General features: G+C 49.1%; 24 protein-coding genes. 14 read left to right on the forward strand and 10 right to left on the reverse strand.

The window, feature by feature from the left end:
• Nucleotides 1-2 precede the first annotated feature (2 nt).
• A complete protein-coding gene (locus M1D59_RS18245) occupies nucleotides 3-2,114 on the reverse strand; it encodes a heavy metal translocating P-type ATPase (protein WP_105981224.1) in 2,112 nt (703 codons plus the stop codon).
• 255 nt (nucleotides 2,115-2,369) lie between these two features.
• Here M1D59_RS18245 and M1D59_RS18250 point away from each other — a divergent pair, with 255 nt between their 5' ends.
• The 14 genes from M1D59_RS18250 (at nucleotide 2,370) to M1D59_RS18315 (ending at nucleotide 18,473) form a co-directional block, all read left to right on the forward strand.
• On the forward strand, nucleotides 2,370-3,590 hold the full coding sequence (locus M1D59_RS18250; RefSeq protein WP_020452941.1) for an ABC transporter substrate-binding protein: 1,221 nt from the start codon (nucleotides 2,370-2,372) through the stop codon (nucleotides 3,588-3,590).
• A 26-nt stretch (nucleotides 3,591-3,616) separates the two neighbouring features.
• Nucleotides 3,617-4,510 (forward strand): carbohydrate ABC transporter permease, encoded by an 894-nt coding sequence (locus M1D59_RS18255; RefSeq protein ID WP_020452942.1) that lies wholly within the window; start codon nucleotides 3,617-3,619, stop codon nucleotides 4,508-4,510.
• On the forward strand, nucleotides 4,507-5,328 hold the full coding sequence (locus tag M1D59_RS18260; RefSeq protein WP_023856275.1) for a carbohydrate ABC transporter permease: 822 nt from the start codon (nucleotides 4,507-4,509) through the stop codon (nucleotides 5,326-5,328). The genes M1D59_RS18255 and M1D59_RS18260 overlap by 4 nt, the downstream gene beginning before the upstream one ends.
• 21 nt (nucleotides 5,329-5,349) lie before the next feature.
• Entirely contained in the window at nucleotides 5,350-7,659 is a 2,310-nt protein-coding gene (gene yicI, locus M1D59_RS18265; protein ID WP_458117574.1) for an alpha-xylosidase, read from the forward strand.
• 14 nt (nucleotides 7,660-7,673) lie between these two features.
• A complete protein-coding gene (locus M1D59_RS18270) occupies nucleotides 7,674-10,616 on the forward strand; it encodes a glycoside hydrolase family 3 C-terminal domain-containing protein (RefSeq protein ID WP_458117575.1) in 2,943 nt (980 codons plus the stop codon).
• A gap of 224 nt (nucleotides 10,617-10,840) precedes the next feature.
• Nucleotides 10,841-11,584 carry a metal ABC transporter ATP-binding protein gene (locus M1D59_RS18275; protein WP_075212680.1) on the forward strand — a complete coding sequence of 248 codons (744 nt, stop codon included), beginning with the start codon at nucleotides 10,841-10,843 and terminating at the stop codon, nucleotides 11,582-11,584.
• Nucleotides 11,584-12,441: a metal ABC transporter permease gene (locus M1D59_RS18280; protein WP_020452947.1), complete on the forward strand. Its 858-nt coding sequence runs from the start codon at nucleotides 11,584-11,586 to the stop codon at nucleotides 12,439-12,441. Before M1D59_RS18275 ends, M1D59_RS18280 begins: the two co-directional genes overlap by 1 nt.
• A 28-nt stretch (nucleotides 12,442-12,469) precedes the next feature.
• Nucleotides 12,470-13,399, forward strand: a complete 930-nt coding sequence (locus tag M1D59_RS18285; protein WP_020452948.1) for a metal ABC transporter substrate-binding protein — start codon at nucleotides 12,470-12,472, stop codon at nucleotides 13,397-13,399.
• Between the two features lie 104 nt (nucleotides 13,400-13,503).
• On the forward strand, nucleotides 13,504-13,830 hold the full coding sequence (locus tag M1D59_RS18290) for a four-helix bundle copper-binding protein (RefSeq protein ID WP_020452949.1): 327 nt from the start codon (nucleotides 13,504-13,506) through the stop codon (nucleotides 13,828-13,830).
• A gap of 109 nt (nucleotides 13,831-13,939) precedes the next feature.
• A complete protein-coding gene (locus M1D59_RS18295) occupies nucleotides 13,940-14,719 on the forward strand; it encodes a MurR/RpiR family transcriptional regulator (protein ID WP_003185233.1) in 780 nt (259 codons plus the stop codon).
• 83 nt (nucleotides 14,720-14,802) lie between these two features.
• Nucleotides 14,803-15,717 (forward strand): 1-phosphofructokinase, encoded by a 915-nt coding sequence (gene pfkB / locus M1D59_RS18300; RefSeq protein ID WP_023856281.1) that lies wholly within the window; start codon nucleotides 14,803-14,805, stop codon nucleotides 15,715-15,717.
• Between the two features lie 13 nt (nucleotides 15,718-15,730).
• Complete coding sequence (locus M1D59_RS18305; protein ID WP_026580109.1) at nucleotides 15,731-17,131, forward strand: PTS fructose transporter subunit IIC; 1,401 nt, start codon at nucleotides 15,731-15,733, stop codon at nucleotides 17,129-17,131.
• Between the two features lie 6 nt (nucleotides 17,132-17,137).
• Nucleotides 17,138-17,596 carry a PTS sugar transporter subunit IIA gene (locus M1D59_RS18310; RefSeq protein ID WP_026580110.1) on the forward strand — a complete coding sequence of 153 codons (459 nt, stop codon included), beginning with the start codon at nucleotides 17,138-17,140 and terminating at the stop codon, nucleotides 17,594-17,596.
• 25 nt (nucleotides 17,597-17,621) lie between these two features.
• A complete protein-coding gene (locus M1D59_RS18315) occupies nucleotides 17,622-18,473 on the forward strand; it encodes a tagatose bisphosphate family class II aldolase (RefSeq protein WP_023856284.1) in 852 nt (283 codons plus the stop codon).
• Nucleotides 18,474-18,514: 41 nt separating this feature from the next.
• Here M1D59_RS18315 and M1D59_RS18320 read toward each other — a convergent pair whose 3' ends face one another.
• The 9 genes from M1D59_RS18320 to M1D59_RS18360 form a co-directional block, all read right to left on the reverse strand.
• Complete coding sequence (locus M1D59_RS18320; RefSeq protein ID WP_023856286.1) at nucleotides 18,515-18,664, reverse strand: hypothetical protein; 150 nt, start codon at nucleotides 18,662-18,664, stop codon at nucleotides 18,515-18,517.
• Nucleotides 18,661-21,096, reverse strand: a complete 2,436-nt coding sequence (locus M1D59_RS18325) for a heavy metal translocating P-type ATPase (protein WP_458117576.1) — start codon at nucleotides 21,094-21,096, stop codon at nucleotides 18,661-18,663. The genes M1D59_RS18320 and M1D59_RS18325 overlap by 4 nt, the downstream gene beginning before the upstream one ends.
• 36 nt (nucleotides 21,097-21,132) lie before the next feature.
• Nucleotides 21,133-21,342, reverse strand: a complete 210-nt coding sequence (copZ, locus tag M1D59_RS18330) for a copper chaperone CopZ (RefSeq protein WP_020452955.1) — start codon at nucleotides 21,340-21,342, stop codon at nucleotides 21,133-21,135.
• A gap of 94 nt (nucleotides 21,343-21,436) precedes the next feature.
• Complete coding sequence (gene csoR / locus M1D59_RS18335; protein ID WP_020452956.1) at nucleotides 21,437-21,742, reverse strand: copper-sensing transcriptional repressor CsoR; 306 nt, start codon at nucleotides 21,740-21,742, stop codon at nucleotides 21,437-21,439.
• A 124-nt stretch (nucleotides 21,743-21,866) separates the two neighbouring features.
• Nucleotides 21,867-22,418, reverse strand: a complete 552-nt coding sequence (locus M1D59_RS18340) for a DJ-1/PfpI family protein (protein ID WP_023856287.1) — start codon at nucleotides 22,416-22,418, stop codon at nucleotides 21,867-21,869.
• Nucleotides 22,419-22,503: 85 nt separating this feature from the next.
• Nucleotides 22,504-23,265: a DeoR/GlpR family DNA-binding transcription regulator gene (locus M1D59_RS18345; protein WP_080131506.1), complete on the reverse strand. Its 762-nt coding sequence runs from the start codon at nucleotides 23,263-23,265 to the stop codon at nucleotides 22,504-22,506.
• Between the two features lie 79 nt (nucleotides 23,266-23,344).
• The gene (locus M1D59_RS18350; RefSeq protein ID WP_023856288.1) at nucleotides 23,345-24,826 is read right to left on the reverse strand and encodes a rhamnulokinase; all 1,482 of its coding nucleotides are present in this window, start codon (nucleotides 24,824-24,826) and stop codon (nucleotides 23,345-23,347) included.
• A complete protein-coding gene (rhaI, locus tag M1D59_RS18355) occupies nucleotides 24,823-26,043 on the reverse strand; it encodes an L-rhamnose isomerase (RefSeq protein ID WP_458118057.1) in 1,221 nt (406 codons plus the stop codon). The genes M1D59_RS18350 and rhaI overlap by 4 nt, the downstream gene beginning before the upstream one ends.
• On the reverse strand, nucleotides 26,036-26,425 hold the full coding sequence (locus M1D59_RS18360) for a sensory rhodopsin transducer (RefSeq protein ID WP_458117577.1): 390 nt from the start codon (nucleotides 26,423-26,425) through the stop codon (nucleotides 26,036-26,038). Before M1D59_RS18360 ends, rhaI begins: the two co-directional genes overlap by 8 nt.
• Nucleotides 26,426-26,446 lie beyond the last annotated feature (21 nt).

Below are 26,446 nucleotides of genomic sequence, written 5' to 3' on the forward strand. Positions count from 1 at the left end.
AGTTACATTTCTTTCACTTTTAAAACCCTCATCGCATTTAAAACGGCTAAAAGGGTAACACCGACGTCTGAAAAGACGGCTTCCCACATCGTTGCGATGCCGAAAGCACCCAAGATGAGAAAAACACTTTTAACGCCGAGCGCAAAGATAATATTCTGCCAGACAATCGCCCTCGTCCGCTTGGCAATGCTGATGGCTTCCGCAATTTTTGAAGGCTGGTCCGTCATGATCACAATATCAGCCGCTTCGACTGCCGCATCAGAGCCAAGGCCTCCCATGGCAACCCCGATATCCGCTCTCGCCAAGACCGGCGTATCGTTGATGCCGTCTCCTGCGAAAAGCAGCTTTTCTTTTGGAAGCTTTTGCTTGTCAAATGCTTCAATGCGGTCCACCTTGTGCTGTGGAAGAAGCTCCGCATGCACTTCATCAATGGACAGTTCCGCGCCGACCGCCTCACCGGTTTCTTTCGCGTCACCCGTCAGCATCACCGTTTTTTTAATCCCCGCTTTTTTCAAAGCAGAGATCGCACGCTTGGCATCCTCTTTGATTTCGTCTGCGATAACAATCGAGCCGATAAACATATCGCCGGCGGCTACATAAACAACGGTACCGATTTCGCTTTCCTCTTGATACTGTATGCCGAATTTCTTCATGAGCTTGGCATTGCCAGCCAAAATGACGGCTCCGTCTACAACCGCTCTGACGCCGAAGCCGGCCGTCTCGCTGTAATCTTTGATGCGATCCGCTTGGACTTCCTTCCCGTATGCTTCACGGATCGACTCGGCGATCGGGTGGCCTGAGAAATGTTCGGCAAGCGCCGCATATTCAAGCAGTTCCTCTTCTTTGACACGGCCTGCCGGCGACAGCTTAACAACGGCAAATTCGCCTTTTGTTAATGTGCCTGTTTTGTCAAAAACGGCGTATTTGACATCATTGAGCGCTTCTAAATAATTGCCGCCTTTTACGAGTATACCTGCTTTTGACGCCGCCCCAATACCGCCGAAAAAGCCGAGCGGAATGGAAACGACAAGTGCGCACGGACAAGAAATGACCAAAAAGACGAGGGCCCGGTACACCCAATCCGACAGCGCGGCTCCGGAAATGATCAGCGGCGGGACAAAAGCGAGAAGAAGCGCGACTATGACAACAAAAGGCGTGTAGTACTTGGCGAATTTGGTGATAAAGTTTTCTGTTTTCGCTTTTCTGCTGCTGGCATTCTGGACGAGGTCAAGAATCTTTGAAACGGTTGATTCACTGTATTCTTTGTCCACTTTCACTTCAAGCACTCCGTTTTTGTTGACAAATCCGCTCAGCACCTCTTCGCCGGGTGCGGCTTCTCGTGGAACGGATTCCCCGGTTAATGCGGACGTATCGACAAGCGATTTGCCCGCTCGCACTTTGCCGTCAAGCGGGACTTTCTCTCCTGGCTTGACGATGATGATATCACCCGCTTTAACCTCATCGGGAGATACTTTGACCGTACCGCCTTCCGTTTGAAGATTGGCATAATCGGGACGGATGTCCATCAAATCGCTGATCGATTTCCTGGAGCGGCTGACCGCGGCTCCCTGGAACAGCTCGCCTACTTGATAGAACAGCATTACCGCCACGCCCTCGGGATACTGCTGAATGATAAATGCACCCAGAGTGGCGATCGTCATTAAAAAGTGCTCATCAAAAACCCGGCCGCGAAAGATGTTTTTGACGGCTCTTAATACGACATCACCGCCGATGATGAGGTAAGCAAGGAAAAAGAGAATCCACTCAGCTGCGGTACCGCCGGGAAGCAGAAAGCCTGCCGCGCCGAGAACGGTGCCTGCAGCCAGTCTTGCGATCGTTTTTTTAAACCGGCCATCACCTTCGGATGGAGCCTGTTTTGTCCCTTCCTTCAACATCACGTTGACGTGCGGTTCGATCTCGGTTACTTTTTTCTTTATTTTTGAAGAAATGTCTTCGCCGCTGTTTTGGTCGACTTTGACAGTCAGCGTGCTTGTTGCAAAATTGACTGAACACGCTTCAATCCCTTTCATACCGGCTATCTCATGCTCAATTTTTTGTGCGCAATTGCCGCAGTCGAGACCGTTTAACATGTATTCCTGCTTCACCTTTTCCATCTCTCTCACCTTTCTTTTTCAGCGCCGGGCTTTATTTTATATATGAGCATATACGCATATATTATTTACCCTTATTATATGCTTCATCCGAAAAATGTGTCAATCGATCTTTGTTATCATACGCACCGGACTGTTTCCGCGTTTTACCCTGCTTTCGCGCCTGCGAAACTCTGCTGGCATATTAGAAGCGATGCCCAAATATACTTAGTTTAGCTATTAAACTAACAAGCTTTTTTTCATAAGGAGTGAGCGTTTTTGAAAAAATCGTGTCTGATGATCATCTGCCTCGCCCTTCTTCTCGTTTTTTCCGCAGGCTGCAAAAGTGGCACCAACGCCGGCGCAAAGCATGCGGAAGAAATCAAAGTCTGGGATTATTTCACCGGCAGACAGCAGGAACTTTATCATGAACTTGTCGACCAGTACAATCGGTCTCAGGATCGGTACAAAGTCGTAACAGAGTACATTCCTTTTAATGAAGTGAAAAAGCAGCTGTCTGTCGGAGCAGCCGGCAATGCCATGCCTGACGCCGTTTTCCTTGACAATGTCGACAATGCCTCATTCGCCGCCATGGGCGTGCTCGAAGATTTGACAGAGAAAGTCGAGCAATGGGGGCAGGCTGACCGGTATTATGAGGGGCCGCTCTCATCAGCCGTATATGAAGAGAAGTACTACGGCATCCCTTTCGCAAGCAATGCGCTTGCTTTGTTTTACAACAAAGACCTCTTGAAGGATGCAGGGATTTCCAAGCCGCCTGAAACGTGGAGCGAGCTGAAAAAAGCAGCAAAAAAAACGAGCAAAGGCCAAACGAAAGGATTTGCCCTGTCAGCCGTCAAATCAGAGGAAAGTGCTTTTCAATTTTATCCGTTCCTTTTGTCTTCCGGAGCAGATTTAAAACAGCTGCATTCAAAAGAAGCAGCCTCTTCCCTGCAGTTTTTAACGGATCTGGTCAAAGAAGGCGCAATGAGCAAGGAAGTGTTAAACGCCACCCAGGATGATCTGGCCAGACAGTTTGCAGCAGGTCAGCTCGCTATGATGATCAACGGCTCCTGGAATATTGAACGGCTGAGAGAAGCCGGTCACTTACATTACGGGATTACCTTCATCCCGAAGGATCAAACATTCGCTTCCGCCCTTGGCGGGGAAAATATGGCAGTCGTTAAAGGAAAAAACACCGACGGCGCCTGGGATTTCATCACTTGGCTGATCGATCCGGAGCGGCTCGAAACGCTGACAGCGGAAACAGGTGTATTCCCGCCGCGTAAGGATTTGCTCGAATCATCAAGTCATTGGAAAACAGATGACAATTTAAAAGCCTTCATTCCAATCATGGAGATTGCATCAGCCCGCGGCCCTTCGAAAAACTGGCCGAAAATTTCGGAAGCTTTACAGACGGCCCTGCAGGAAGCATTGAGCGAAAGCAAAACGCCGAAAGAAGCGCTGGATGAGGCCGCACAAAAAATCAACGCCTTAAACTAGCTTTAAGCGCACGAAGGAGTTTTGACATGATCAAAGCCATCATTCGTAAATGGGAAGGGTGCTTCTATTTGTTCCCGGCCGTTCTTTTTATGCTTACCCTTATCGGTTATCCTCTCATCTACAACATAATTCTCAGCTTTCAAAACGTGTCGCTTGCAAATATAGCATCAAAGGATATCAGCTTTATAGGAATCGACAATTATCAGCGGCTTGCGCAGGATAAAGTATTTTGGGCATCTTTAAAAAACACGCTGCTCTACACGGCTGGAAGCGTCGTTTTTCAGTTTGCAATCGGCTTTTTGCTCGCTTTGTTTTTCAGCATGAAATTTCGGCTTGCCCCGTTTCTCAGGGGATTGATGATGGTGAGCTGGCTCATTCCGCTGACGGTTACGGCGCTTTTATTCAAGTTTATGATGGCTTCAAATGAAGGCGTGTTCAATCAGCTGCTCCTATCATGGGGAATGATCGACAATCCAATCCCCTGGCTGTCAGATCCGAAGATTGCCATCTGGTCCGTTATTATCGCCAACATCTGGGTCGGCATTCCCTTTAATATGCTGCTCATATCCGCCGGTCTCAGCTCCCTTCCGGAAGACGTCTATGAAAGCGCAAGCCTTGACGGCGCCAATGCTTTTCAGAAATTCATTCATCTGACCCTACCCTTATTGCGGCCGGTGATCACCGTCGTCATGATGCTCGGCTTCATTTATACGTTCAAAGTGTTCGACCTTGTGTTTGTGATGACTGGAGGCGGCCCCGTGCACGCCACTGAAGTCCTGTCAACCGTCAGCTACCGCTACTCCTTTGACGAATTTCAATTCAGCATGGGCGCAGCAAGCGCCAATGTCCTGTTTTTCATTCTTCTTTTGGTCAGTCTTGTCTATTTGCGGCTGATCAAAAAAGATGAGGTGATGTCATGAAAACGAAGCAAAAGGAATGGCTCTTTAACATTATTGGCGTCCTCGTTACGGCCGGCTTTTTATTCCCCGTTTATTGGATGATCGCCACAGCTTTCAAAAGCGAGGCAGAATTGTTTAAAACACCACCTTTATTGTGGCCCGAGACATTCCGGACGGCCGGCTTCGAAGCTGTGTTCACTTCAGGCATCGCCGGATACTTTTTGAACAGCCTGCTGATTTCCGGGGCGGCTGCCGCCATCGTTCTCATATTGGCCGTTCCTTCCGCCTACGGCTTGGCGCGCTTTCGGATCAAGGGCAAAAAAATGTTCATTTTACTGTTTCTCATCACGCAAATGCTGCCTGCCACCGTTGTTTTGACTCCGCTGTTTATCGCCTTTAATCAGCTGAACATATTAAACACGTATATCGGACCGATTTTGACGGGAGCAACGCTCGGCGTTCCTTTTTCGGTATTAATGCTCAGAACTTTTTTTCTCGGGATTCCCAAGGACCTTGAGGATGCGGCCAAAATCGACGGCTGCAGCCGTTTTACCGCATTCATCCGCATTATTTTGCCTATCAGCGTACCCGGGATTGCCGTCAGCGGAGCGGTTTCCTTCTTTTTCGCATGGGGAGATTTGATTTACAGCATGACATTCAACCGAAATCAGGAGCTGTGGCCGCTGACGGCCGGCATTTACAATGTGATCAGCCAATACGGAATCCAGTGGAATGATCTGATGGCATTTGCCGTTTTATCGGTTTTGCCTGTCATCATCATTTTTATACTGCTTCAAAAGCAGCTTGTTAAAGGTCTGATCAGCGGTTCCATCAAGTAAAAAGAAAGGGTGTTTTCGATCATGAAATTTTCAGACGGCTACTGGCTGACGCGCGAAGGATATCACATCAACACGCCAAAAGAAGCCTACGACCGAATGATTGATCAGCAATCATTGACTGTATACGGGCCTGTCAAAGCGGTTCAAAAGCGCGGGGACACGCTGAACACCCGCATGCTCACCGTCAGATTTTCGAGTCCTCTTGAAGACGTGATCCGTGTGCAAGTGTCCCATTTTCAAGGGGAAACGCCTCGCAAGCCCGAGTTTCAGCTGGATATGACAGACGTTGAGCCGGTTATCTCCGAACAAGATGATGCGCTGACCTTCCAAAGCGGCAGCCTGTGCGTTGAGGTGAGCAAAAGCGGTTGGCGCTACCAATTTTCACGTGATGGACAGAGCCTGACCGCAAGCGAATCGAATAGCCTCGCCTATATCACGAGCAATGACGGGCGCACCTTTATGAGGGAACAGCTCAACATCGGCGTCGGCGAATTGATCTACGGTCTCGGCGAGCGTTTTACGGCATTCGTGAAAAACGGCCAAACCGTAGACATCTGGAATCAGGACGGCGGCACAAGCACGGAGCAGGCGTATAAAAATGTGCCGTTCTATTTGTCAAACAAAGGGTACGGTGTTTTTGTCAATCATCCCGAGCTCGTTTCGTATGAAATCGGTTCTGAAGTCGTATCCAAAGCGCAGTTTTCGGTCGAAGGGGAAACGCTTGACTATTTTATCATCAGCGGTGCTGAACCGAAGGATGTTTTGAAACGCTATGCGTCGTTAACGGGAAAACCGGCGCTTCCCCCGGCCTGGTCTTTCGGCCTCTGGCTGTCCACATCGTTTACAACCGACTATTCTGAGGAAACCGTGACCCGTTTCATCGACGGGATGACCGAACGCGGCATCCCGCTCAGCGTGTTTCATTTTGACTGCTTCTGGATGAAAGAATTTGAATGGTGCAATTTCGAATGGGATGAACGATATTTTAAGCAGCCTGAAGCTATGCTCAGCCGCCTGAAAGATAAGGGGTTGAAAATATGCGTCTGGATCAACCCTTACATCGCCCAAAAATCGAAGCTTTTTCAGGAAGGAAAAGAAAACGGCTACTTTTTAAAAAACAGCCGGGGGGATGTGTGGCAGTGGGACCGGTGGCAGGCCGGCATGGCAATCGTCGACTTCACCAATCGAAAAGCGCGTGACTGGTATTGTTCAAAACTTGAAAGCCTGCTCGACATGGGCGTCGACTGTTTCAAGACCGATTTCGGAGAACGGATTCCGAGAGACGCGGTTTACTTTGACGGATCAGACCCCGACAGAATGCACAATTATTATTCTTTTTTATACAACAAAACCGTATTTGACCTGTTGAAGCAAAAGCGCGGCGAACGGGAAGCGGTCGTGTTTGCAAGGTCGGCGACGGCCGGAGGCCAGCAATTTCCCGTACACTGGGGCGGGGATTGTTTTGCCAGCTATGATTCAATGGCTGAAAGCCTTCGCGGCGGCCTGTCGCTTTCCCTTTCAGGCTTCGGCTTCTGGAGCCACGATATCGGCGGATTTGAAAGCACGGCAACAGCCGATTTGTATAAGCGCTGGACCGCATTCGGCCTCTTGTCGACGCACAGCCGCCTGCACGGGAGCGAATCATATCGCGTTCCGTGGCTGTTTGACGAAGAAGCGGCCGATGTGATGCGGTATTTTGTCAAACTGAAGCACAGGCTGATGCCTTATTTGTACGCCGCCGCGCATGAAGCGCACGCTGAAGGCATTCCGATGATGCGGGCGATGCTCCTCGAATTTCCCGGGGACAACACTTGCCACTGGCTTGACAGACAGTACATGCTCGGCGGAAGACTCCTCGTCGCTCCCGTTTTTCAGGAAGACGGTGTTGTCCGTTATTATTTGCCAAAAGGCACCTGGACACACCTTTTGACGGGAAAAGAGACGGAAGGCGGAGAATGGAAAGAAGAACAGTACGGGTATATGGGGCTTCCCCTGTTCGTCAGGGAAAATACGCTGCTGCCGCTCGGGCAGGAATCCGGGCGACCTGATTATGATTATCTCGACGGTGTGACGTTCTGCCTTTACCAATTAAAAGACGGCTGCACAGCCGAACAGACGATTTACAATGAAAAGTGCGAAGCAATGACAGTCAGAGCTTCACGGCATGAAAATACGATTACCGTGAAAACAACAGGCGTCCAAAAGAAATGGAAGCTGCTCATCCGCGATCTGTCTGTCACTTCTGTCATAAACGGCGCAGCGGAAGCGCTTCAGGAGGGAACAGCAATTCAGCCAAAAGAAAAGGACCGGGATGTCTTCATTTTTTTCTAAAAGGAGTGATCAGGATGCTGAAAACGGTCCGCACCATCATGTTGGCGGCAATGTGCACGATCCTTTCCGCCGCCGCTGTCAATCCGCCGCCCGCGGCCGCTAAAACCCAGGCTGATGAATATGAATATCCCTTTCAAGATCCAAGTCTCCCTGTTCAAAAAAGGGTCAGCGACTTGCTTTCTCGACTGACCCTTGAGGAAAAAGTGTCGCTGATGCATCAATATCAGCCTGCCATTCCCCGGCTGGGCATTCCCGCTTTTAAAACAGGCACAGAAGCGCTTCACGGCGTTGCCTGGCTCGGGGAAGCGACCGTTTTCCCGCAGGCTGTCGGGCTCGCACACACATGGGACCGCTCTTTAATCAAACAAATCGGCTCAGCGGTCGGCGATGAAGTCCGCGGCTTCCACCACCTTGATCCCGCGGCAAACGGAGTCAATGTCTGGGCGCCGGTCGTTGATCTGCTGCGGGATCCAAGGTGGGGTAGAAATGAAGAAGGCTATTCCGAAGACCCTTTTTTAACAGGGGAAATAGCAACCGCCTATGCCTCCGGTTTAAGGGGCGAGCACCCCTTCTATTTGAAAACAGTTCCTACCTTAAAACATTTTCTTGCCTATAACAACGAAACAGACCGGGGATTCAGCTCCTCAAGCATTGATCCCAGGAACATGAACGAGTATTATTTGAAGCCCTTCAAAACGGCAATTTCCGCAAAAGCCGCGTACAGCCTGATGCCAGCCTACAATTCTGTCAACGATAAACCGGCCATTTTGAGCCCGCTGCTCAACAGCACAGTCAAAGGAAAATGGGCCGGAGACGATTTCTTCATCGTCAGCGACGCCTTTGATCCTTCAGGAATCGTCACTGACCACAAGTATTATGACAGCCACGAAAAAGCGCATGCCCACGCCGTAAAAGCCGGCATTGACAACTTTACAGATCAGGGAGAAAATCCCGGGCTGACGAAAACCGCCTTAACCGGCGCCTTAAAGAATGGCCTTATGTCTGAGAAAGACCTCGATCAAGCCTTGGCCAACACATTCAGCATCCGTTTTCGAACAGGCGAGTTCGATCCGGACGAACTCAATCCGTACAGCCGCCTGACAGATGGCGTCATCAACAGTCCAAAGCACCGGCAGCTTGCGAAAAAAGCGGCTGAAAAAGCCATTGTTTTACTGAGAAATGACCGGAATCTGCTGCCCTTCAATACCCGGAAAAATGAAAACATCGCAGTTATCGGACCGTTCGGAAATGCGCTTTACGAAGATTGGTACAGCGGAACGATGCCGTATCGGAAAACCCCACTTGACGGAATCGCGGACAAAATCGGCAAAGACCGCGTCTCCTTTGCCGAAGGGCTGGAACAAAGCGGGTTCAAATCCGCCCTGACAGGAAAGTTTGTAACCGCAGGCCGGGACGGCAAACAACCGCTCACAGCATCGGCTGACAAGCTTGAGAAAAGCGCGGCATTCGATGCGGCGGATTGGGGAGAAAGCATTTTCACCCTCCGCGCCCAAGCGAACGGTCTCTATGTCTCGCTTCAGGATGACGGCAAACTGATCGCTGATCAGAAACAGCCGAACGGCTGGACCGTCAAAGAAACTTTCCAGTTTGAACAGCAGCCTGACGGGACATTCGCCATCAAAAATACGGCAAACGGCAAATATCTCACCGCCGGAAAAGACGGGACATTAACAGCCGCTGCCGAAAAGCCGGCGACAGCAGCGGAAAAGTTTTCAAAGGCGATCATCAAGAGCAGTACGGAGGAAGCGGTTCGACTGGCAAAAACCGCGGACAAAGCCGTCGTGTTTGTCGGCAATAATCCTTACATCAACGGCCGGGAAACCGAAGACCGGAAAGACATTACACTACCTCCGGTCCAGGAAAATCTGCTGAAAGCTGTTTCTAAAGCCAATCCCAATACGGTGCTTGTCGTAACGAGCAGCTATCCGTTCGCTCTCAACTGGGCTAAAGCGCACATTCCTGCGATCATATACTCCGCACACGGAGGCCAGGAGGCGGGAAGCGCATTGGCGGACATTCTCTTTGGAGATGAAAATCCGGGCGGACGGCTGACGCAAACTTGGCACACGTCAGTCAAAGAACTGCCGGATATGATGAATTACGATATCATCAAAGGGAAAAGAACCTATAAATATTTCGAAGGCAAGCCGCTGTATCCGTTCGGCCACGGGTTATCCTATACAGCGTTCCACTACAGCGGTTTAAGCGTTTCCTCTGACAGCATCAAAAAAGACGGCTCCGTCACGATCCGCGTCAACGTCACCAACACAGGCGGAAGAAAAGGAGATGAGGTCGTTCAGCTCTATACTTCTCCTCTGTTTAACACGCGGGTTAAACAGCCCAATCTGGACTTGAAAAACTTTCAGCGCGTTGAGCTGGCACCGAAAGAAACGAAAACCGTGACATTCAAGCTGAAACAGGCAGACCTTGCCTTCTGGGATGTAACGAGCGAAACGTTTGCCGTTGAAAGAGGCGCATACAAAATATCGGTCGGGAGCTCGGCGGCGGACATCCGCAATACAAAGCGGATTTTCGTCCAAGGTGAAACGATTCGAGAACGGAACTTGCGGCGGCAGACAAACGCTGAAAACTACGACGACTACAAAGGCGTGCTCATCACCGAAGAATCCAAATACGACGGCGATGCGGTAAAAAGCAGTACAGCAAACGCGTGGATCGCCTTCCATGATGTCCGCTTCAAAGGCGAAAAAAGGATAAAAGCAAAGGTTGCAAGCAGAGGCGGCGGCGAAATCGGCATCTTCCTCGATCATCCTCAAAAAGGAAAGCAAATCGGCTCGTTAAAAGTGCCTGACACATCCGGATTGCATAACTGGAAAACGATAAAAGCTTCCGTCCGAAAATCGGCAGGCACCCATCGCATCTACTTTGTCTTCAAAGGGAAAGTCGCAATCGATACGTTTCAATTTGAACGATAAACCGGCACAGAAGAAATTTTTTTAAAGCCATGCAGCTTGATCTGCATGGCTTTTACCGTTTTTCAGCAATTTTAGTGCTTTACAACTTAGGAATGATATATTAGAATTCAATCAAAAGTTGCATTAGGTAAAAAAAATGTCATAAGGCAATAAAATATTACCGAAACAAAAATATTGTATTCAGGTTAACTTTCATATAGACATAGAAAGGGGTTAATGAACCTATGAAACCCGCGATTACTGTAAAAGATTTATATGTTTCTTATCACGGCGCAGAAGCGCTTCGCAATATCAATTTCTCGCTTGATCAAGGAATGATGGCGGGCGTTATCGGACCGAACGGCGCAGGAAAATCAACACTGTTAAAAGCCATGCTCCAATTGATTCCAAAAGATAAAGGCGACGTCCGTCTGCTCGGAAAACCGCTCAAACATGTACGCAAGCAAATCGCCTATGTTCCGCAGCGGAATGATATGGATTGGACGTTCCCGATCAATGTGCTCGACACCGTCATCCTCGGCACGTATCCTGAACTCGGCCTTTTCAGACGTCCGAAAAAACGCGATAAAGAATGGGCATATCACTGTCTTGAAAAAGTCGGGATGGAAGCATACGCCAAGCGCCAGATCGGTGAACTGTCAGGCGGGCAGCAGCAGCGCGTTTTTCTCGCCCGGGCGCTCGCCCAAAAAGCAGAGCTGTTCTGTCTTGACGAACCGTTCGTCGGAATTGATGTGACGAGTGAAGAAATGATCGTCAGCATCTTAAAGGAACTTCGTGATGAAGGAAAAACCGTTCTTGTCGTCCATCACGACTTGAGCAAAGCGGACAGCTATTTCAATGAATTAATTTTGCTGAACAAAGAGCTGATTCAAAAAGGCCCGGTCTCCGACATCCTCAATCCCGACGTGATGATGAAAGCCTACGAATCTCAGCTTCCGTTCCTGCAATCGAAAAGGGGTGCGATGTGATGGAATTTATCCATGGTTTGATGGAATATTCGTTTCTGCAAAAATCGCTGTTCACATCGATTATGGTGGGCATCATTTGCGGCGTCATCGGCTGCTTTATCATTCTCAGGGGAATGGCGCTGATGGGAGATGCGATTTCACACGCGGTCCTTCCCGGCGTCGCCATCTCTTATATGCTCGGCGTCAATTTTTTCTTCGGCGCCGTCTTTACGGGTATCCTGACGGCTCTCGGAATCGGCTATGTCAGCCAAAACAGCCGAATTAAAAACGATTCGGCCATCGGTATCGTCTTCACAGCCTTTTTCGCCGTCGGGATCATTTTGATCACGCTTGTCAAAAGCTCAAGCGATCTGTACCACATCTTATTCGGAAATGTGCTGGCCGTTCGTTCATCCGACATGTGGATCACGCTCGTCATCGGAGTCATGATTCTTACCGCCGTCTTTTTGTTTTACAAAGAGCTGCTCATCACCTCTTTCGACCCGACGATGGCGGCCGTCTACGGCTTGCCGAACCGGCTGATTCACTACTTTTTAATGACGCTTTTAACGATGGTCACGGTCGCATCGCTTCAGACCGTCGGCATTATCCTCGTCGTCGCGATGCTGATCACGCCTGCCGCAACCGCTTATTTATTAACGGACCGGCTGTGGGTGATGATCTATTTGTCCGCTTTCCTCGGCGCTTTGTCAGCGGTCGTCGGTCTTGGATTAAGCTATACGTACAACCTCTCCTCAGGAGCGGCGATCGTGCTCGTGGCTACGATTTTGTTCGGACTTTCCTTTACATTTTCACCGAAACAAGGCGTGCTTTGGAGAGCTTTGAAATCAAGAAGAAAGCGGGCAGCACTTCAATAATCCACAATATAAAGGGGGAACACAAAACATGAAATGGAAGCAAACATTAGCCATTGCGGCGGCATTGATTCTTGTTCTCGCCGCCGGCTGCTCATCGAAAAGCAGCAGTGAAGAAAACGGAAAGCTGAAGGTCGTCACCACCTACTCCATTCTCTATGACATCGTCAAACAAGTCGGAGGAGATCACATCGATTTATACAGCATTGTACCTGTTGGAACAGACCCGCACGAATACGACCCGCTGCCAAAAGACGTGCAAAAAACGACGGACGCCGATGTCATCTTTTACAACGGCCTGAATTTGGAGACAGGAAACGGCTGGTTTAACAAGCTGCTGGAAACAGCTGAAAAAGACGGCGATGACGCCCCTGTCTACAAGCTGAGCAAAGGGGTCAAGCCAAAGCATCTCACTGCCAAAGGTAAAGAAACGGAAGAAGATCCCCATGCATGGCTCGATATAGAAAACGGGATTCAATATGCCAAAAACGCGAGAGATGCGCTGATCAAAAACGATCCCGACCATAAAGAAGATTACGAGAAAAACGCTGAAGCCTATATCGGCAAGCTGCAAAAGCTTCATAATGAAGCGGTGAACCGCTTTAAAGATATACCGAAAGAGCGCCGCGTCCTTGTGACGAGCGAAGGAGCTTTTAAATATTTCGCTTCGGCCTACGGCGTCGACGCGCAGTATATTTGGGAAATCAATACCGAAAATGAAGGAACTCCCGGTCAGATGAAAAAAATCGTCGACACGGTGAAGAAAAAGGAAGTTCCGGCCTTATTCGTGGAGACAAGCGTTGACCCGCGGAGCATGGAAAGCCTGTCAGCGGAAACAGGCGTGCCGATTAAAGCAAAAGTCTTCACCGATTCGATCGGAAAGCCTGGTGAAGCGGGAGATTCCTATTATAAGATGATGAAAGAAAACCTTGACCGGATCCATCAAGGTCTCGCCGAATAACCAAAAACTGCTGTACAGGATGTACAGCAGTTTTTTTCGCATGTTTTCCCGATTTTAAAGCAGGGTACAACGAAGGGAAAACGCAGAAAAAAGGAGTGTATTTCGTGAAATCTGTATACGAGGAATGCATCAAAGCCTGCCGGGAATGCCTTGAAGCATGCAATCACTGCTTTGACAAATGTCTGATGGAAGAAGACGCGGGGATGATGGCCGAATGCATCCGACTTGACCGGGAATGCGCGGAGATGTGCGGATTCGCACTTCAAGCCATGACGCGCAACAGCCCGTATGCCGAAGACATTTGCCAGCTTTGCGCAAAGGTTTGCGAAGCTTGCGGCAATGAATGCAGCCTGCACAAGCATGACCACTGCCAGCTTTGCGCTGAAAGCTGCTTTGCATGTGCGGAAGCATGCAGAAAAATCGCTTCTTAACTTGAAATATCCGGCTCTCGGGCCGGATATTTTTATGTCGGAAACGTTTATTTTTTCTCCTCCCCCCTTGCTAAACTGATACAATATGACTATAAAAGGGGGTTTTAATATGAAAGACAGCGTGTTTCAAATGACTTCTGACACATATCAGTCGCTCAGCGATTCAGAACGGCATTTGCTCGAGTACATTTATCAGCACTTAGATGTCATCGCCACTTTATCGATTGTAAAATTAAGCGAGGATGCAAATGTTTCAACAGCCACGATTGTCAGGTTAATGAAAAAGCTCGGTTATGACGGCTACACTTCTTTTAAGTACGCATTAAAAGAAAAACACCACCTCGGCCACGCTCCGCTGATGGATGATATCGACAGCCAAATTAAACAGGCCGTGCTCAAGAATGAAAGAGAAGTTCTGGATACGATTAAAATGCTTGATATCGGGTTGATCGAAGATGCCATTCAAAAAATCAGCAATGCCGAAAAAGTTTACATTTTCGCAAGGGGATTGTCTGAAATGATTGGGACTGAGATGACGATCAAGCTTCAGCTACTCGGCAAAAACTGCGAGATGCACAGCGACCCGAATATTATCAGAGGCAAGTCAAAAACACTGGCAAAAAAAGACCTCGGCCTTTTTGTTTCCCTGAACGGCGAGACAGAGGAGCTTGTTGAAGCCGCGCAAAATTTCAAATTGCAAGCCATTTCCACCATTACATTAACAACAAGGATCGATTCGCGTCTTGCGAAATTATCAGAGATCGTACTAGTCGGGTTTAAAGGTGAACAATCATTTTTTCCCGATTATGAAGTCCGCTCGCGCCTCCCTCTGCAAGTCCTCTCCCGCATCATGCTGGACTCATACGTCATCCGCACCGCTCATAGCTGAAAACCTTTACACAACCTGTAAACATCCCCCCTTTTATCTGTGACATAATGTCTGTGAAGCCACAGATAAAGGGGGGATACAGCATGATCTATACATGCACGATGAATACCGCGGTCGACTTATTCGTTGAAACCGACGAGCTGCTTCCCGATGTCGTCAACCGCACTAAAGATGAAGATTATCAGCCAAACGGAAAAGGTGTCAATATTTCTTTTATGCTCAAGCGCCTCGGCCTTAACAATACCGCGCTTGGATTTACAGGCGGATTTACCGGGCGTTTTATTGAAAATGAACTGCTGAATGAAAAAATCGTCACAGACTTTGTCGAAGTCGAAGGCATCTCACGGATTAATATTTTTATTAATGCCACCCGGGAATTCAAAATCGTAAACAAAGGTCCGCTCATATCTGAAGGCCGAAAACAGGAGCTGATCAACAAAATCCGTCAAATTCCGTCCGGCCGCTTTTTATTTGTTTCAGGCAGTCTTCCGAGAGGAGTCCCAGATGACATGTACCTTTCGCTTTCCGAGATTGCCGCCGAAAACAAACTGAAATTGATCTTGGATATCAGTTCTCCCGTCCTGTTAGATTGTCTTTCATACCATCCTTACCTGATTAAACCGAATGAACAGGAGCTTGCCGCTTTTTTCAGCCGGAAGAAAGCGCTGTCTGAAGAAGAAATCATCCACTACGGAAAGGAGCTCCTCAATCGCGGCGCTCAAAGGGTTCTCATCTCACGCGGCAAAGACGGCGCCCTTTATTTGGACCGCCAAAGAACCTTAAAAGCGACAGCCGCCAAAGGCAAAGTTGTCAATACCGCGTGTGCCGGCGATGCCATGCTTGCCGTGTTCGTCGGAAAACAGGAGCTGGGCTGTTCTGTTCCTGAAGCACTCAGACACGCCTCTGCCGCCGGATCCTTGACGGCTTTCTCGAAAGGCCTCGGAGATGTGTCCAAACTCGATCAAACAGCTTCACAAATTCAAATCACTCATTTATAAAGGGGGTTTTCTTATGAAAAAGTTCAAAATCATCGCGGCAACCGGCTGTCCAACAGGCATTGCCCATACATTTATGGCTGAAGAGGCCTTAAAACAGGCCGCCGCCAAACTGGGTGTAGAAATCAAAGTCGAAACACACGGACAAATCGGAGTTCAAAACGAACTATCGCCAGAGGACATTAAACAAGCCGACGGAGTCATTGTCGCGGCTGACAAAGATGTAGGCGCCGAGCGTTTTGCAGGCAAACGCGTCCTTGACGTCCCGGTTGCGCGGGGCATCCGAGATGCGGAATCTTTAATTCGGGCGCTGCTGAACGGCGAAGCGCCGATTTACCGCGAACAAACAGCGGCAAAAACAGAGGATGAACTCCAAACAGGCGAAGCCGCTTCCATCGGCCGTAAAATATATAAACATTTGATGAACGGGGTTTCCCACATGCTCCCATTTGTCGTCGGCGGAGGGGTTTTAATTGCACTTTCCTTTTTATTCGGCATCCATTCAGCAGATCCTGAACATCCTAGCTACAACGCTTTTGCCGAATTGCTGAATAAAACGGGCGCATTCGGCTTCCAGCTGATGGTTCCGATTTTATCCGCTTATATCGCCGCTTCAATGGCCAAACGTCCCGGCCTGATTGTCGGGTTTATCGGCGGCATGATCGCCAGCACGGGGGGAGCGGGTTTTCTGGGCGGCATCGTATCCGGTTTTTTGGCGGGACTGATCATTTACGGTCTCTCGTATGCACTTAAAAAAATGCCTCAATCCCTTGAAGGGCTAAAAGCAATTTTTCTTTATCCGGTTATCGGCATTTTTCTGATCGGTGCGGTCATGTTTTTCCTCGTGGAGCCGATGACGGCCATCAATGAAGGGATGAAGGACTTTTTAGCCGATTTTCAAGGAGCGAATCCCGTCATTCTCGGCTTGATTATCGGCTGTATGAGCGCATTTGACATGGGCGGTCCGGTCAATAAAGCCGCTTATGTCACCGGCACTGCTCTTCTCGCTGAAGGGAACCAATATTTCATGGCAGGCGTTTCCGCCGCGTGCATCACACCGCCGCTCGTCATTGCGTTTGCCACTTTGCTTTTCCGCAAATATTTCAGCCAGCAGGACCGAAATGCAGGGCTTGTCAATTTTATTCTCGGCGCCACTCATATTACCGAAGGTGCTATCCCGTTCGCCGCAAAAAAACCGATCCCTGTCATTCCGATTTTGATGATCGGCTCTTCGATATCGGCGATATTAACATACTCATTCGCAGTTCAAGTACCTGCCCCGCACGGCGGATTCCTTGTACTTCCCGTTGTCACAGGAGCCTTTCAATGGGTGTTGTCGATTATCATCGGATCGCTTATCGGCGCCTTCTTATACGGTTTTTATCAAAAACGGACATATGAAAAACAGAAAGGCTGATCAAACATGGGCACAACAGCTTTAATCAAAAAAGAGCACATCTATCTTCAAGAAACGTTATCTTCCCAAGCGGAAGCATTTGACCGGGTGGCTCAGGTCGCATATGAATCGGGAGCCGCCCAAACAAAACAAGCGGTCATACACGGATTGGCACAAAGAGAGGCTGAAAGTACGACCGGCTTCATTGAAGGCTTTGCCATTCCCCATGCAAAACTGAAGGACATCACAGAAGCATCTGTCATCATCATTCAAAACCAGATGGGCATCGAATGGAACGCGCTTGATCAAAACCCTGTCACATTTATCATTGCTTTATTGATACCAGATGCCGAGGCAGGCAGCACACATCTCAATCTATTATCATCGGTGTCTCGCATGCTTGTTCACGAAGATGCGAGGCAGCAGCTGCTTAAAGCCTCGAGTCCTGACGACATTCTGAACACCTTTTCGAGCTATATATCCTAATTTTGATCAGAAAGAAGGAATCGATATGCTGACAAATACGAAGAAAATGCTGTTGGACGCACAGACAAACGGCTATGCGGTACCGGCCTTTAACATTCACAACCTGGAAACCGTGCAAGCCGTGACAGAAGCGGCTGAAGCCCTAAGGTCCCCCGTGATTCTTGCGGCTACTCCCGGAACCTTCAGCTATGCAGGCCGCGACTATATTCAAGCGATTGCAGAAACGGCCGCAGCGCGCTGTTCAATCCCGGTCGCCCTCCATCTCGATCATCATGAAGAGATTGATGATATTCGCGAGTCTTTATCATTAGGGACAAAATCGGTGATGATTGATGCTTCGCACCATCCATTTGCCGAAAATACCGCAATTGTAGCGAGCGTCGTACAATATGCCCGGCAAAAAGATGCCACTGTAGAAGCCGAGCTCGGAAGGCTCGGCGGACAGGAAGATGATTTAATCGTGGATGAAGCCGACGCTTATTACACCGATCCGGATGCAGCAAAAGAGTTCGTCGAGAAAACCGGAATCGATTCGCTTGCGGTGGCAATCGGTACAGCCCACGGGCTTTACTCAAAAGAACCCAATATCGATTTTGACCGGCTGGCCGCGATTCAAAAACGGGTTTCAGTTCCGCTTGTCCTGCACGGCGCCTCAGGAATTCCGCAAGAAGATGTAAGAAAGTGCATCAAGCTCGGCTGTGCAAAAGTAAATATCGCGACTGAATTAAAAATTCCTTTTTCAGATAAACTGCGCCGTTATCTGCATGAACACACTGATGCAAGCGATCCAAGAAAATATATGACCCCCGCCAAAGAAGCCATGAAAGAAATCGTTCAGGAAAAGATTTTGATGTGTATGAGCAATAACAGATACTAATGCAAAAAGCCGGATGTTCTTTAACATCCGGCTTTTTCAAATCATTTGGCATGCTCTTCTAAAGCATGACCGTCATGAGGCTTTTCATCGGGTATCGGTTCCTGAGCGGCTAATATGCTGTATACGAGCATGACAATTCCTACATAAACAACCGCCGAAACCGTCCAAACGAGCACTGTTTTATCCTTCAAGACGGATTCCTCCAATCAAGCTTCACCTTTTGCAGCCTGAGTGCATTCAGAACGACCGAGACCGAACTGAACGCCATCGCGGCACCTGCGATCCACGGGGCCAAAAGCCCGACGGCCGCGAACGGAATGCCGATGCTGTTGTAGGCAAACGCCCAGAAAAGGTTTTGTTTAATGTTTTTGATCGTCAGCCTGCTCATGAGGATCGCATCGGCGATGCTGTTTAAATCGCCGCGGATCAAGGTGATATCGGCGGCTTCCATGGCGACGTCAGTCCCCGTTCCGATCGCCATTCCGGTATCGGCTGCCGCCAGTGCCGGCGCATCATTGATGCCGTCGCCGACCATCGCGACTTTTTTGCCTTTTGCCTGGATTTTCTTCACTTCATCTGCTTTTCCTTCAGGCAGGACTTCTGCAATGACATGCTGAATGCCGGCTTCAGCAGCAATCGCTTCTGCCGTCCGCCGGTTGTCTCCGGTGATCATGACGACTTCAAGCCCCATATCATGCAGCCTTTTCACCGCTCTCTTCGACGTGTCTTTTATCGTATCGGCGACGGCGATCAGCCCGGCAAACCGACCGTCGATGGCGGCAAGCATCGCCGTCTTTCCTTGTGTTTCAAACTTCTCCATTTCGCTGTGCGCCTCTTGAATGTCAATATCACGGCTTTCCATCAGCCGTCTTGTGCCGATCAAAATCCGTTTTTCATTGACTGCGGCTTCGATACCATAACCGGGTATCGCTTCAAAGCTGTCTGCGGAGGCCGGTTCTATCTCTCTCTTTTTAACGCCTTCGACAATGGCTTCAGCAAGCGGATGTTCAGAGTTTTTTTCCGCAGCACCGATAAGCTTGAGAAACGATGTTTCATCGATCCATGGTTCAGTGCGCACATCTGTGAGCTGAGGCTTTCCATTTGTGACCGTCCCCGTCTTGTCAAGCACGATCGTCTCCAAGCGGTGAGCCGTCTCCAAATGTTCGCCGCCTTTGAATAAAATTCCGAATTCAGCCGCACGGCCCGATCCGGCCATGATCGAAGTCGGTGTTGCCAAACCGAGCGCACACGGACATGCGATCACAAGCACCGCAATCAGCTTTTCCAGCGCCGTGCCGAATTCACCGGGGCTAACCGCCAAATACCAGACGAAAAATGTGATGACTGCGATCGCCACGACAATCGGCACAAAAACCCCGGAAATCCGGTCTGCGAGCCGTTGAATCGGAGCTTTTGAACCTTGCGCCTCTTCCACGACTTTTATAATCTGCGCCAGCGCAGTATCTTTGCCTACTTTTTCTGCTCTTACTTTTAAAAATCCATTTTTATTGATTGTAGCACCGATAACCGGATCTCCAACCGTCTTGTCAACAGGGATGCTTTCACCGGTGATCATTGATTCATCCAGCGCAGAACGTCCTTCGACAATCTCTCCGTCTGCCGGTACTTTTTCACCGGGCTTCACGTACATGATGTCGCCTGCCAATACGTTTTCAATCGGCACGGTCATCTCTTCGCCGTTTCTGACGACGGTCGCCGTCTTTGCCTGCAGCCCCATCAGCTTTTTGATCGCTTCGGATGAGCGCCCTTTCGCTTTCGCTTCAAACAGCTTTCCTAAAATGATCAAGGTTAAGAGGATGGCGCTTGTTTCATAATAAAGTCCGTCCGGATGCCGGTTCGTGCCGAGGCTTTCAATGCTTAAATACAAGCTGTAGAAATACGCGGCAGACGTGCCGAGAGCGACGAGCACATCCATGTTCGCGCTTTTGTTCCGAAGCGCTTTATAAGCCCCTGTGTAAAACTGTTTCCCGACGATAAACTGAACCGGTGTCGCCAACGCGAACTGAACCCAGGGATCCATGAACATTCCCGGCAGCCATATAAATGACGTGAATTTGAAATGGCTGACCATTGCCCAGAGCAGCGGAAAAGATAAAATGGCCGAAAAAATAAACTTGCCGGTTTGACGCTGAATGCCTTTTTCTCTTTGTTCCGCCGCTCCATCCGCAGTTTGGTCTTTTTTCAGCTCGAGTTTGTAGCCGAGCTTTTCAACGGCTTCAATCATTTCCTCCGGCGAAACCGCACCGGTATGATAGTCGACTGCCGCAGTCTCTATGGCAAAGTTGACGGCGGCGTTTTTGACGCCCGGCAGCTTGTTGAGGCGCTTTTCAACCCGGTTGGCGCAAGCCGCACACGTCATGTCGGAAATTGCGAATTCGGCTTTTTCCGCTGGAACTTGATAGCCGAGCGATTCGACTTTTTCAGCCAGCTGTCCGACTTCGATTTGCCCCGGATCATAAACGATTTTTGATTTTTCCAGCGCCAAGTTCACATTTGCGTCCTGAACGCCGTCAAGCCTTTTCAACCCTTTCTCGATCCGCGCCGCACAGGCGGCGCAGGTCATGCCAGAGATTTGGAGGGTGGCTTCTTTTTGTCCGTCCATATCCTTCACTCCTTATATACCCCTTATAGGTATACATTAGCCTGCGACATCATACCCCTGATCTTCGATCGTATCGATGATTTCTTTCAGCGATACTTTGCCTGAATCAAACGAAACTTCGACCTTGCCCTCGCTTAAATTCACTTTAACGGACTCTACTCCGCCAAGCTTTCCGACGTTTCCTTCTACTGCCTGAACACAGTGGTTGCAAGACATGCCTTCGACTTTCAGTGTTTTTTGTTCCATATTGAAAACCTCCTATGGTTTGATGATATTGATCGGTTTTATATTACCATACCCCTGTAGGGTATTTCAAGAAAACGATTTTCCCTTTTTTCGTTCACGACTTTGAAAAACGCTTAAACACATCAAGCAGCTCCTCGATGGCCTCTTCGCCTTCACCGCTTTTAATCGCGTTTGCGACACAATGGTGGGTATGATCTTCAAGCAGGCTGAAAGCCACCTTTTGCATCGCGGCTTGCACAGCTGAGATTTGAACAAGAATATCGACGCAGTAGCGGTCATTTTCGATCATGTTTTGAATGCCTCTGACCTGCCCTTCAATCCGCTTTAAACGGTTTGTGATTTGTTCTTTTCCTTTAGAACTTTTGGGATTTAATGTGTGTTCATGATGATCTGCTGACATCGGAGCACCTCTCTTTCCATTATATTTTGTCCAAGTTACCCGTTTGTACCATTATAAAATGCGAAGCGAAACATGTCTAAAAAAAAGAGACAACCCCAATTTTCTGCGGGGTCGTCCCTGCATATTATTTGTTTAACACTTTAAAAAATTCTCTCATAAACTCCGGCAGATTGGACCAGTCATGGCCTGAGACCAGATTGGCGTCGACATGAAGCTTCTCCTCTACATAAGTCGCGCCCGCTGCTTCGACTTCCGGTTTGCAGGCGATGTAAGCCGTCAGCTCCCGACCTTTCAGATGTTCTCTCAGGCTTGTGAAAATCAGGCTCGCGTGACAAATCGCGCCGACCGGTTTATTTTCCTCAAAGAAATGAGCAACAATTTTCAGCAGGGAATCGTACATCCGGATAAATTCCGGCGCGCGTCCGCCCGGAATGATGATACCGTCGTATTCGGACGGATCAATCTCATCAAATGAAGCATGCGCGTCAATTAAATAGCCCGGCTTTTCGGTGTATGTATCCCAATCCAGAAAGTCATGAACAACCGTATGAATCTTTTTCTTTTTCGGTGCGGCGATCGTCGTTTCATAGCCCTCTTCAAGACAGCGGTAATAAGGATAATACACTTCCAGCGCTTCAACTGCGTCGCCCGTTACGATCAAAATCTTTTTCGCCATCAAAAACATCTCCTTTCCTTTTTTACTCTTCTATTTTATCCCATTTGCGCCTGATTTTAAAATCAAGTGCTTGAAAAGCTTGGTTTCAACCGACGATCGTGATGGTCTCTGTAATGTCTTTCAAGAGGGCAAGGTTTGCTTTGTCAATTCCTGAATCTGTGATGATCCTGTATCCGTTATGAAGGCGGTCGATTTGCGAGAAAGCACGGGTCCCGAATTTGCTGCTGTCCGCCATCAAGATCGTTTCGTCCGCAATCTCGATCATCCGTTTTTTCAACAGCGCCTGCATTTCGTTTGAATCGCTCAAACCGCTCGCAGGGTCGACGCCTTTGCAAGATAGAAATGTTTTGTTGACGTGATACATATCAAGGGAGCGCTCAGCCAAAGGACCGACATATGACATCGATTGCGGCAGCAGCATCCCGCCGGTTGAAATGACCGTCACCTTTTCTTTTTTGCTGAGTTCAATCGCGACTCTGACTGAATTGGAGATGACGGTCAGCGGGATGTTTTCAAGCGCTTTTGCCATGTACCATGCCGTCGTGCTGGCGTCAAGAATTATTCGTTCCCCGCTTTTCACGTGCTTAACGGCTTCAAATGCAATCATCTTTTTTTCGTTTACGTTTGTAATTTCGCGCTCGCGAAAATGCACCTCCGCTTCTTCGGTCTGTACGCTGACAGCGCCGCCATGACTTCTTTTCAGCTTATTTTCCTTCTCAAGCTTTTCCAAATCGCGCCTAATCGTTTCTTCCGTGACGGAAAAAAGCTCGCTCAGTTCTGTGACGCGTACGCTCGAGCGCAGATTGACAAGCTCGACGATTTTTTGGTGTCTTTCAGCTACAAGCATCCGTTTACTTCCTTCCTTTTTTGGTAAAAGTCACTGTTACTTTCATGATAGCGCATCAGCGCCGATACAGGAAATGTTTTCAGCGGGAAGCGGCGCCTAGAATCTGACTTGTATAGCGGCGGTATGCCGCCTCCCACGCTTCTGTATCTTCCGGTACATACGTTTTTTGAGGGAAGGAAGTCCTGATCGCTTTTCGGGCGCTTTGAATATCCCAAAACATGTCGAGTGCGATGGCCTGTACGGCAATGTTGCCGATGGCGCTCGCCTCTGACGGTCCGGCCCATACATTTCTGGCCAGTACATTCGCCGTGTATTGGCACAGCAGTTCATTTCGAATCCCTCCGCCCGCCATGTGAAGTCCGTCATATTCTTTTCCTGTCAATGTTTCAATCCGTTCAAGCGTAAACCGGTATTTAAACGCAAGGCTTTCCAGCACGCAGCGGATCATCTGTCCGGGCGTTTCCGGCACGTGCTGCCCAGTTGCACGGCAATACTCCCTGATCGCCTCAGGCATATGCACGGGATTAAGAAACATCGGGTCATCCGGGTCAACCGCCGACCTGAATGCTTCCGACTGTCCGGCAAGTTTGACAAGCTCGGCGCTCGAATAGCTGATCCCGTCTTTTTCCCAATCCGCCTGACAGCGCTGGAACAGCCACAATCCCATAATGTTTTTTAAAAAGCGGAATGTACCGCCGGCACCGCCCTCATTTGTAAAATTCCAATCGAGCGCCTGTTTTGACATCAGCGGAGTGTCAAGTTCAGTTCCAATCAGCGACCAGGTGCCGCAAATCAAATATGCAAAGTCTTCCGTTTCAGCGGGAACGCCGACAACTGCAGAAGCCGTGTCATGTTCGCCGACGGCAATGACCGGTACGGCAGGCACCGACAATTCGCTGCACACTGATTGTGACAGCCTCCCCGCTTCGCTTCCTGGTTTTGCTATATCCTTCGGAAAAATATTGGCCGGGAGTCCCATAAGGCTGATGAGCTCCCAATCCCAATCTGACGTTTTCGGGTTGAACAGCTGAGTTGTCGTCGCATTTGTAAACTCGCTTTTTTTCTCGCCCGTTAAAAAATAGCGCAGCAAATCAGGAATCATTAAAAGCGTTTCCGCGTGTTCCAACAGCGGAGAATTCGCTTTTTTCAGCGCCCGGAGCTGAAAGATGGTGTTGAACGGCAAAAGTTGAATACCGGTTCTTGAAAACAGCTCTTCTTTTCCGATTTCATTCAGCACCTCCATCATCATTCCGTCCGTGTAAGGGTCTCGGTAATGATAAGGGTTCCCCAACAGCTCTCCGTTACGATCGAGAAAGCCGACATCAACCGCCCAAGAATCGATTCCGATACAGCTGATTCGTCCGCAGCCGTTTTTCGCCTTTAAAATGCCTTTTTTGATTTCATGATAAAGCCTGAGAATGTCCCAATAAAGGTGTTTTCCCGCCTGAACGGGCTGATTTGGAAAACGGTGAATTTCCTCCGCTTTGATCAGACCGCCGTCCACATGACCTGCATAAGCTCTGCCGCTCGACGCACCAAGATCAAAAGCGAGAATCGTCACCAGCTTGCACCGCCTTTGCCGCGTGCCAGTATTTTCTCCGCATACCCGCTTTCCGCATAAGCTTTGAGCGGATCAGGCGGGACGTTCATTTCCTCCCGCACGGCGTAAAGGAGCGGTTTGACGTCAATTTCAAATGCTTCGCGGATCGCAGCCTCTGCGGCAAGAACGTCATGATTTTCCTGCGCTTTCTTCACTTCATCGAAGTTGATCAAAAGCGCTTTTGCAAATTGAGTCTGCACATTCATGACCGAGCGCAGTACAGCCGGGATTTTAGGTTCGAGATTATGGCATTGATCAAGCATATACGAAATATGTTCGGCCGTCTTCCGGACACTCGGGTCGGAATCGCGGCAGGCGTCCAAAATTTGATAAAAAATGAGAAACAGTTCGTACGGGTTGTGCGCGCCTGCGATCAAATCGTCATCAGCGTATTTGCGGCTGTTGAAATGAAAGCCTCCGAGACGTTTTTCGTCAAGCAAATAAGCGACAATGTGCTCGATGTTCGTCCCTTGGGGATGGTGGCCGGTGTCGACGAGCACCTCAGCCTTCGGCCCGAGCTTTTGCGCCAAATTGTAAGCCATCCCCCAATCCGCCAGGTCTGTATGATAAAATGCCGGCTCAAAAAACTTGTATTCAATCAAGAGCCGCATATCATCGTCAAGCGCTTCGTATACTTCAGCCAGACACTCATACATCCAATTTTTCCGTTTTCTGATGTCGCCCTGACCGGGATAGTTGGTTCCGTCGGCAAGCCAGAGGCTGATTTCCTTGGATCCTGTTTGTTTTGCAATATCGACGCATTCGAGCAATTGCTCAGTCGCTTTTTGGCGAAGGTCCGCTTTAACGTTTGTGACGCTTCCGAATTTGTAGTCATCGTCCTGGAACAAGTTCGGATTCACGGCGCCGACGGCAAGGCCAAGCTGCTCGGCGTGCGCTTTCAGCTTTCCGTAATCATCAACTTGATCCCACGGAATATGGATGGCGACGGAAGGACAAGTTCCGGTTAATTTGTGAACGACTGATGCATCTTCCATTTTTTCAAATGGATCCCTCGGTACGCCCTCTTGCTGAAACACTTTGAAGCGCGTGCCCGAGTCCCCGTATCCCCATGAAGGCGTCTCGATTTTAAGCGCTTTCAATTTTTCCTTTACTTCAGAAAGTCTGATGCCTCTGTCTTTCTGCTGTTCTTCAAATAAAGCGTAAGCCCGGTCATTCATCATGTACACCCTTCCCCTCTGTTTTTAACGGATATGCCATGGTTGACATTAACGCAAGTTCCGGCTGGGTTGTGTCCAGCCGGCTGTACTGGACGATCACAGGTACATCGCTTGCGATCTCGATCGCATAAGGAACATTTTCAGGAATGCGTTCTCCTGCTCGGTGCAAAGAACTTGTGCGAATATGCTTCGTTCTCTTGCCCTGAACCGTCTCGGGAATGCCTTCGAGCGGCGGACGGTCTTCAAAGTATACTGTGATCGCAAGGTTTGCGTCTTCTTCATGGCAATTTAAAACACAAATGGCTTCATGGCTCGTCAAGCTTCCGGAACTTTCCGGAGGAATAAAACCGTCCGGTATGATCCAGTGGGTCTCGCCCTTCATCTCCCTTTTCCCCCTTTGTTT

It is taken from the genome of Bacillus sp. PK6-026 (assembly GCF_054161455.1).

Bases quoted from the DNA above. Each gene is read 5' to 3' on its own strand.
- M1D59_RS18245 (WP_105981224.1), bottom strand. From the start codon at position 2,114: ATGGAAAAGGTGAAGCAGGAATACATGTTAAACGGTCTCGACTGCGGC.
- M1D59_RS18255 (WP_020452942.1), top strand. From the start codon at position 3,617: ATGATCAAAGCCATCATTCGTAAATGGGAAGGGTGCTTCTATTTGTTC.
- M1D59_RS18260 (WP_023856275.1), top strand. From the start codon at position 4,507: ATGAAAACGAAGCAAAAGGAATGGCTCTTTAACATTATTGGCGTCCTC.
- yicI (WP_458117574.1), top strand. From the start codon at position 5,350: ATGAAATTTTCAGACGGCTACTGGCTGACGCGCGAAGGATATCACATC.
- M1D59_RS18270 (WP_458117575.1), top strand. From the start codon at position 7,674: ATGCTGAAAACGGTCCGCACCATCATGTTGGCGGCAATGTGCACGATC.
- M1D59_RS18275 (WP_075212680.1), top strand. From the start codon at position 10,841: ATGAAACCCGCGATTACTGTAAAAGATTTATATGTTTCTTATCACGGC.
- M1D59_RS18280 (WP_020452947.1), top strand. From the start codon at position 11,584: ATGGAATTTATCCATGGTTTGATGGAATATTCGTTTCTGCAAAAATCG.
- M1D59_RS18285 (WP_020452948.1), top strand. From the start codon at position 12,470: ATGAAATGGAAGCAAACATTAGCCATTGCGGCGGCATTGATTCTTGTT.
- M1D59_RS18295 (WP_003185233.1), top strand. From the start codon at position 13,940: ATGAAAGACAGCGTGTTTCAAATGACTTCTGACACATATCAGTCGCTC.
- pfkB (WP_023856281.1), top strand. From the start codon at position 14,803: ATGATCTATACATGCACGATGAATACCGCGGTCGACTTATTCGTTGAA.
- M1D59_RS18305 (WP_026580109.1), top strand. From the start codon at position 15,731: ATGAAAAAGTTCAAAATCATCGCGGCAACCGGCTGTCCAACAGGCATT.
- M1D59_RS18310 (WP_026580110.1), top strand. From the start codon at position 17,138: ATGGGCACAACAGCTTTAATCAAAAAAGAGCACATCTATCTTCAAGAA.
- M1D59_RS18315 (WP_023856284.1), top strand. From the start codon at position 17,622: ATGCTGACAAATACGAAGAAAATGCTGTTGGACGCACAGACAAACGGC.
- M1D59_RS18325 (WP_458117576.1), bottom strand. From the start codon at position 21,096: ATGGACGGACAAAAAGAAGCCACCCTCCAAATCTCTGGCATGACCTGC.
- copZ (WP_020452955.1), bottom strand. From the start codon at position 21,342: ATGGAACAAAAAACACTGAAAGTCGAAGGCATGTCTTGCAACCACTGT.
- csoR (WP_020452956.1), bottom strand. From the start codon at position 21,742: ATGTCAGCAGATCATCATGAACACACATTAAATCCCAAAAGTTCTAAA.
- M1D59_RS18340 (WP_023856287.1), bottom strand. From the start codon at position 22,418: ATGGCGAAAAAGATTTTGATCGTAACGGGCGACGCAGTTGAAGCGCTG.
- M1D59_RS18345 (WP_080131506.1), bottom strand. From the start codon at position 23,265: ATGCTTGTAGCTGAAAGACACCAAAAAATCGTCGAGCTTGTCAATCTG.
- rhaI (WP_458118057.1), bottom strand. From the start codon at position 26,043: ATGAATGACCGGGCTTACGCTTTATTTGAAGAACAGCAGAAAGACAGA.
- M1D59_RS18360 (WP_458117577.1), bottom strand. From the start codon at position 26,425: ATGAAGGGCGAGACCCACTGGATCATACCGGACGGTTTTATTCCTCCG.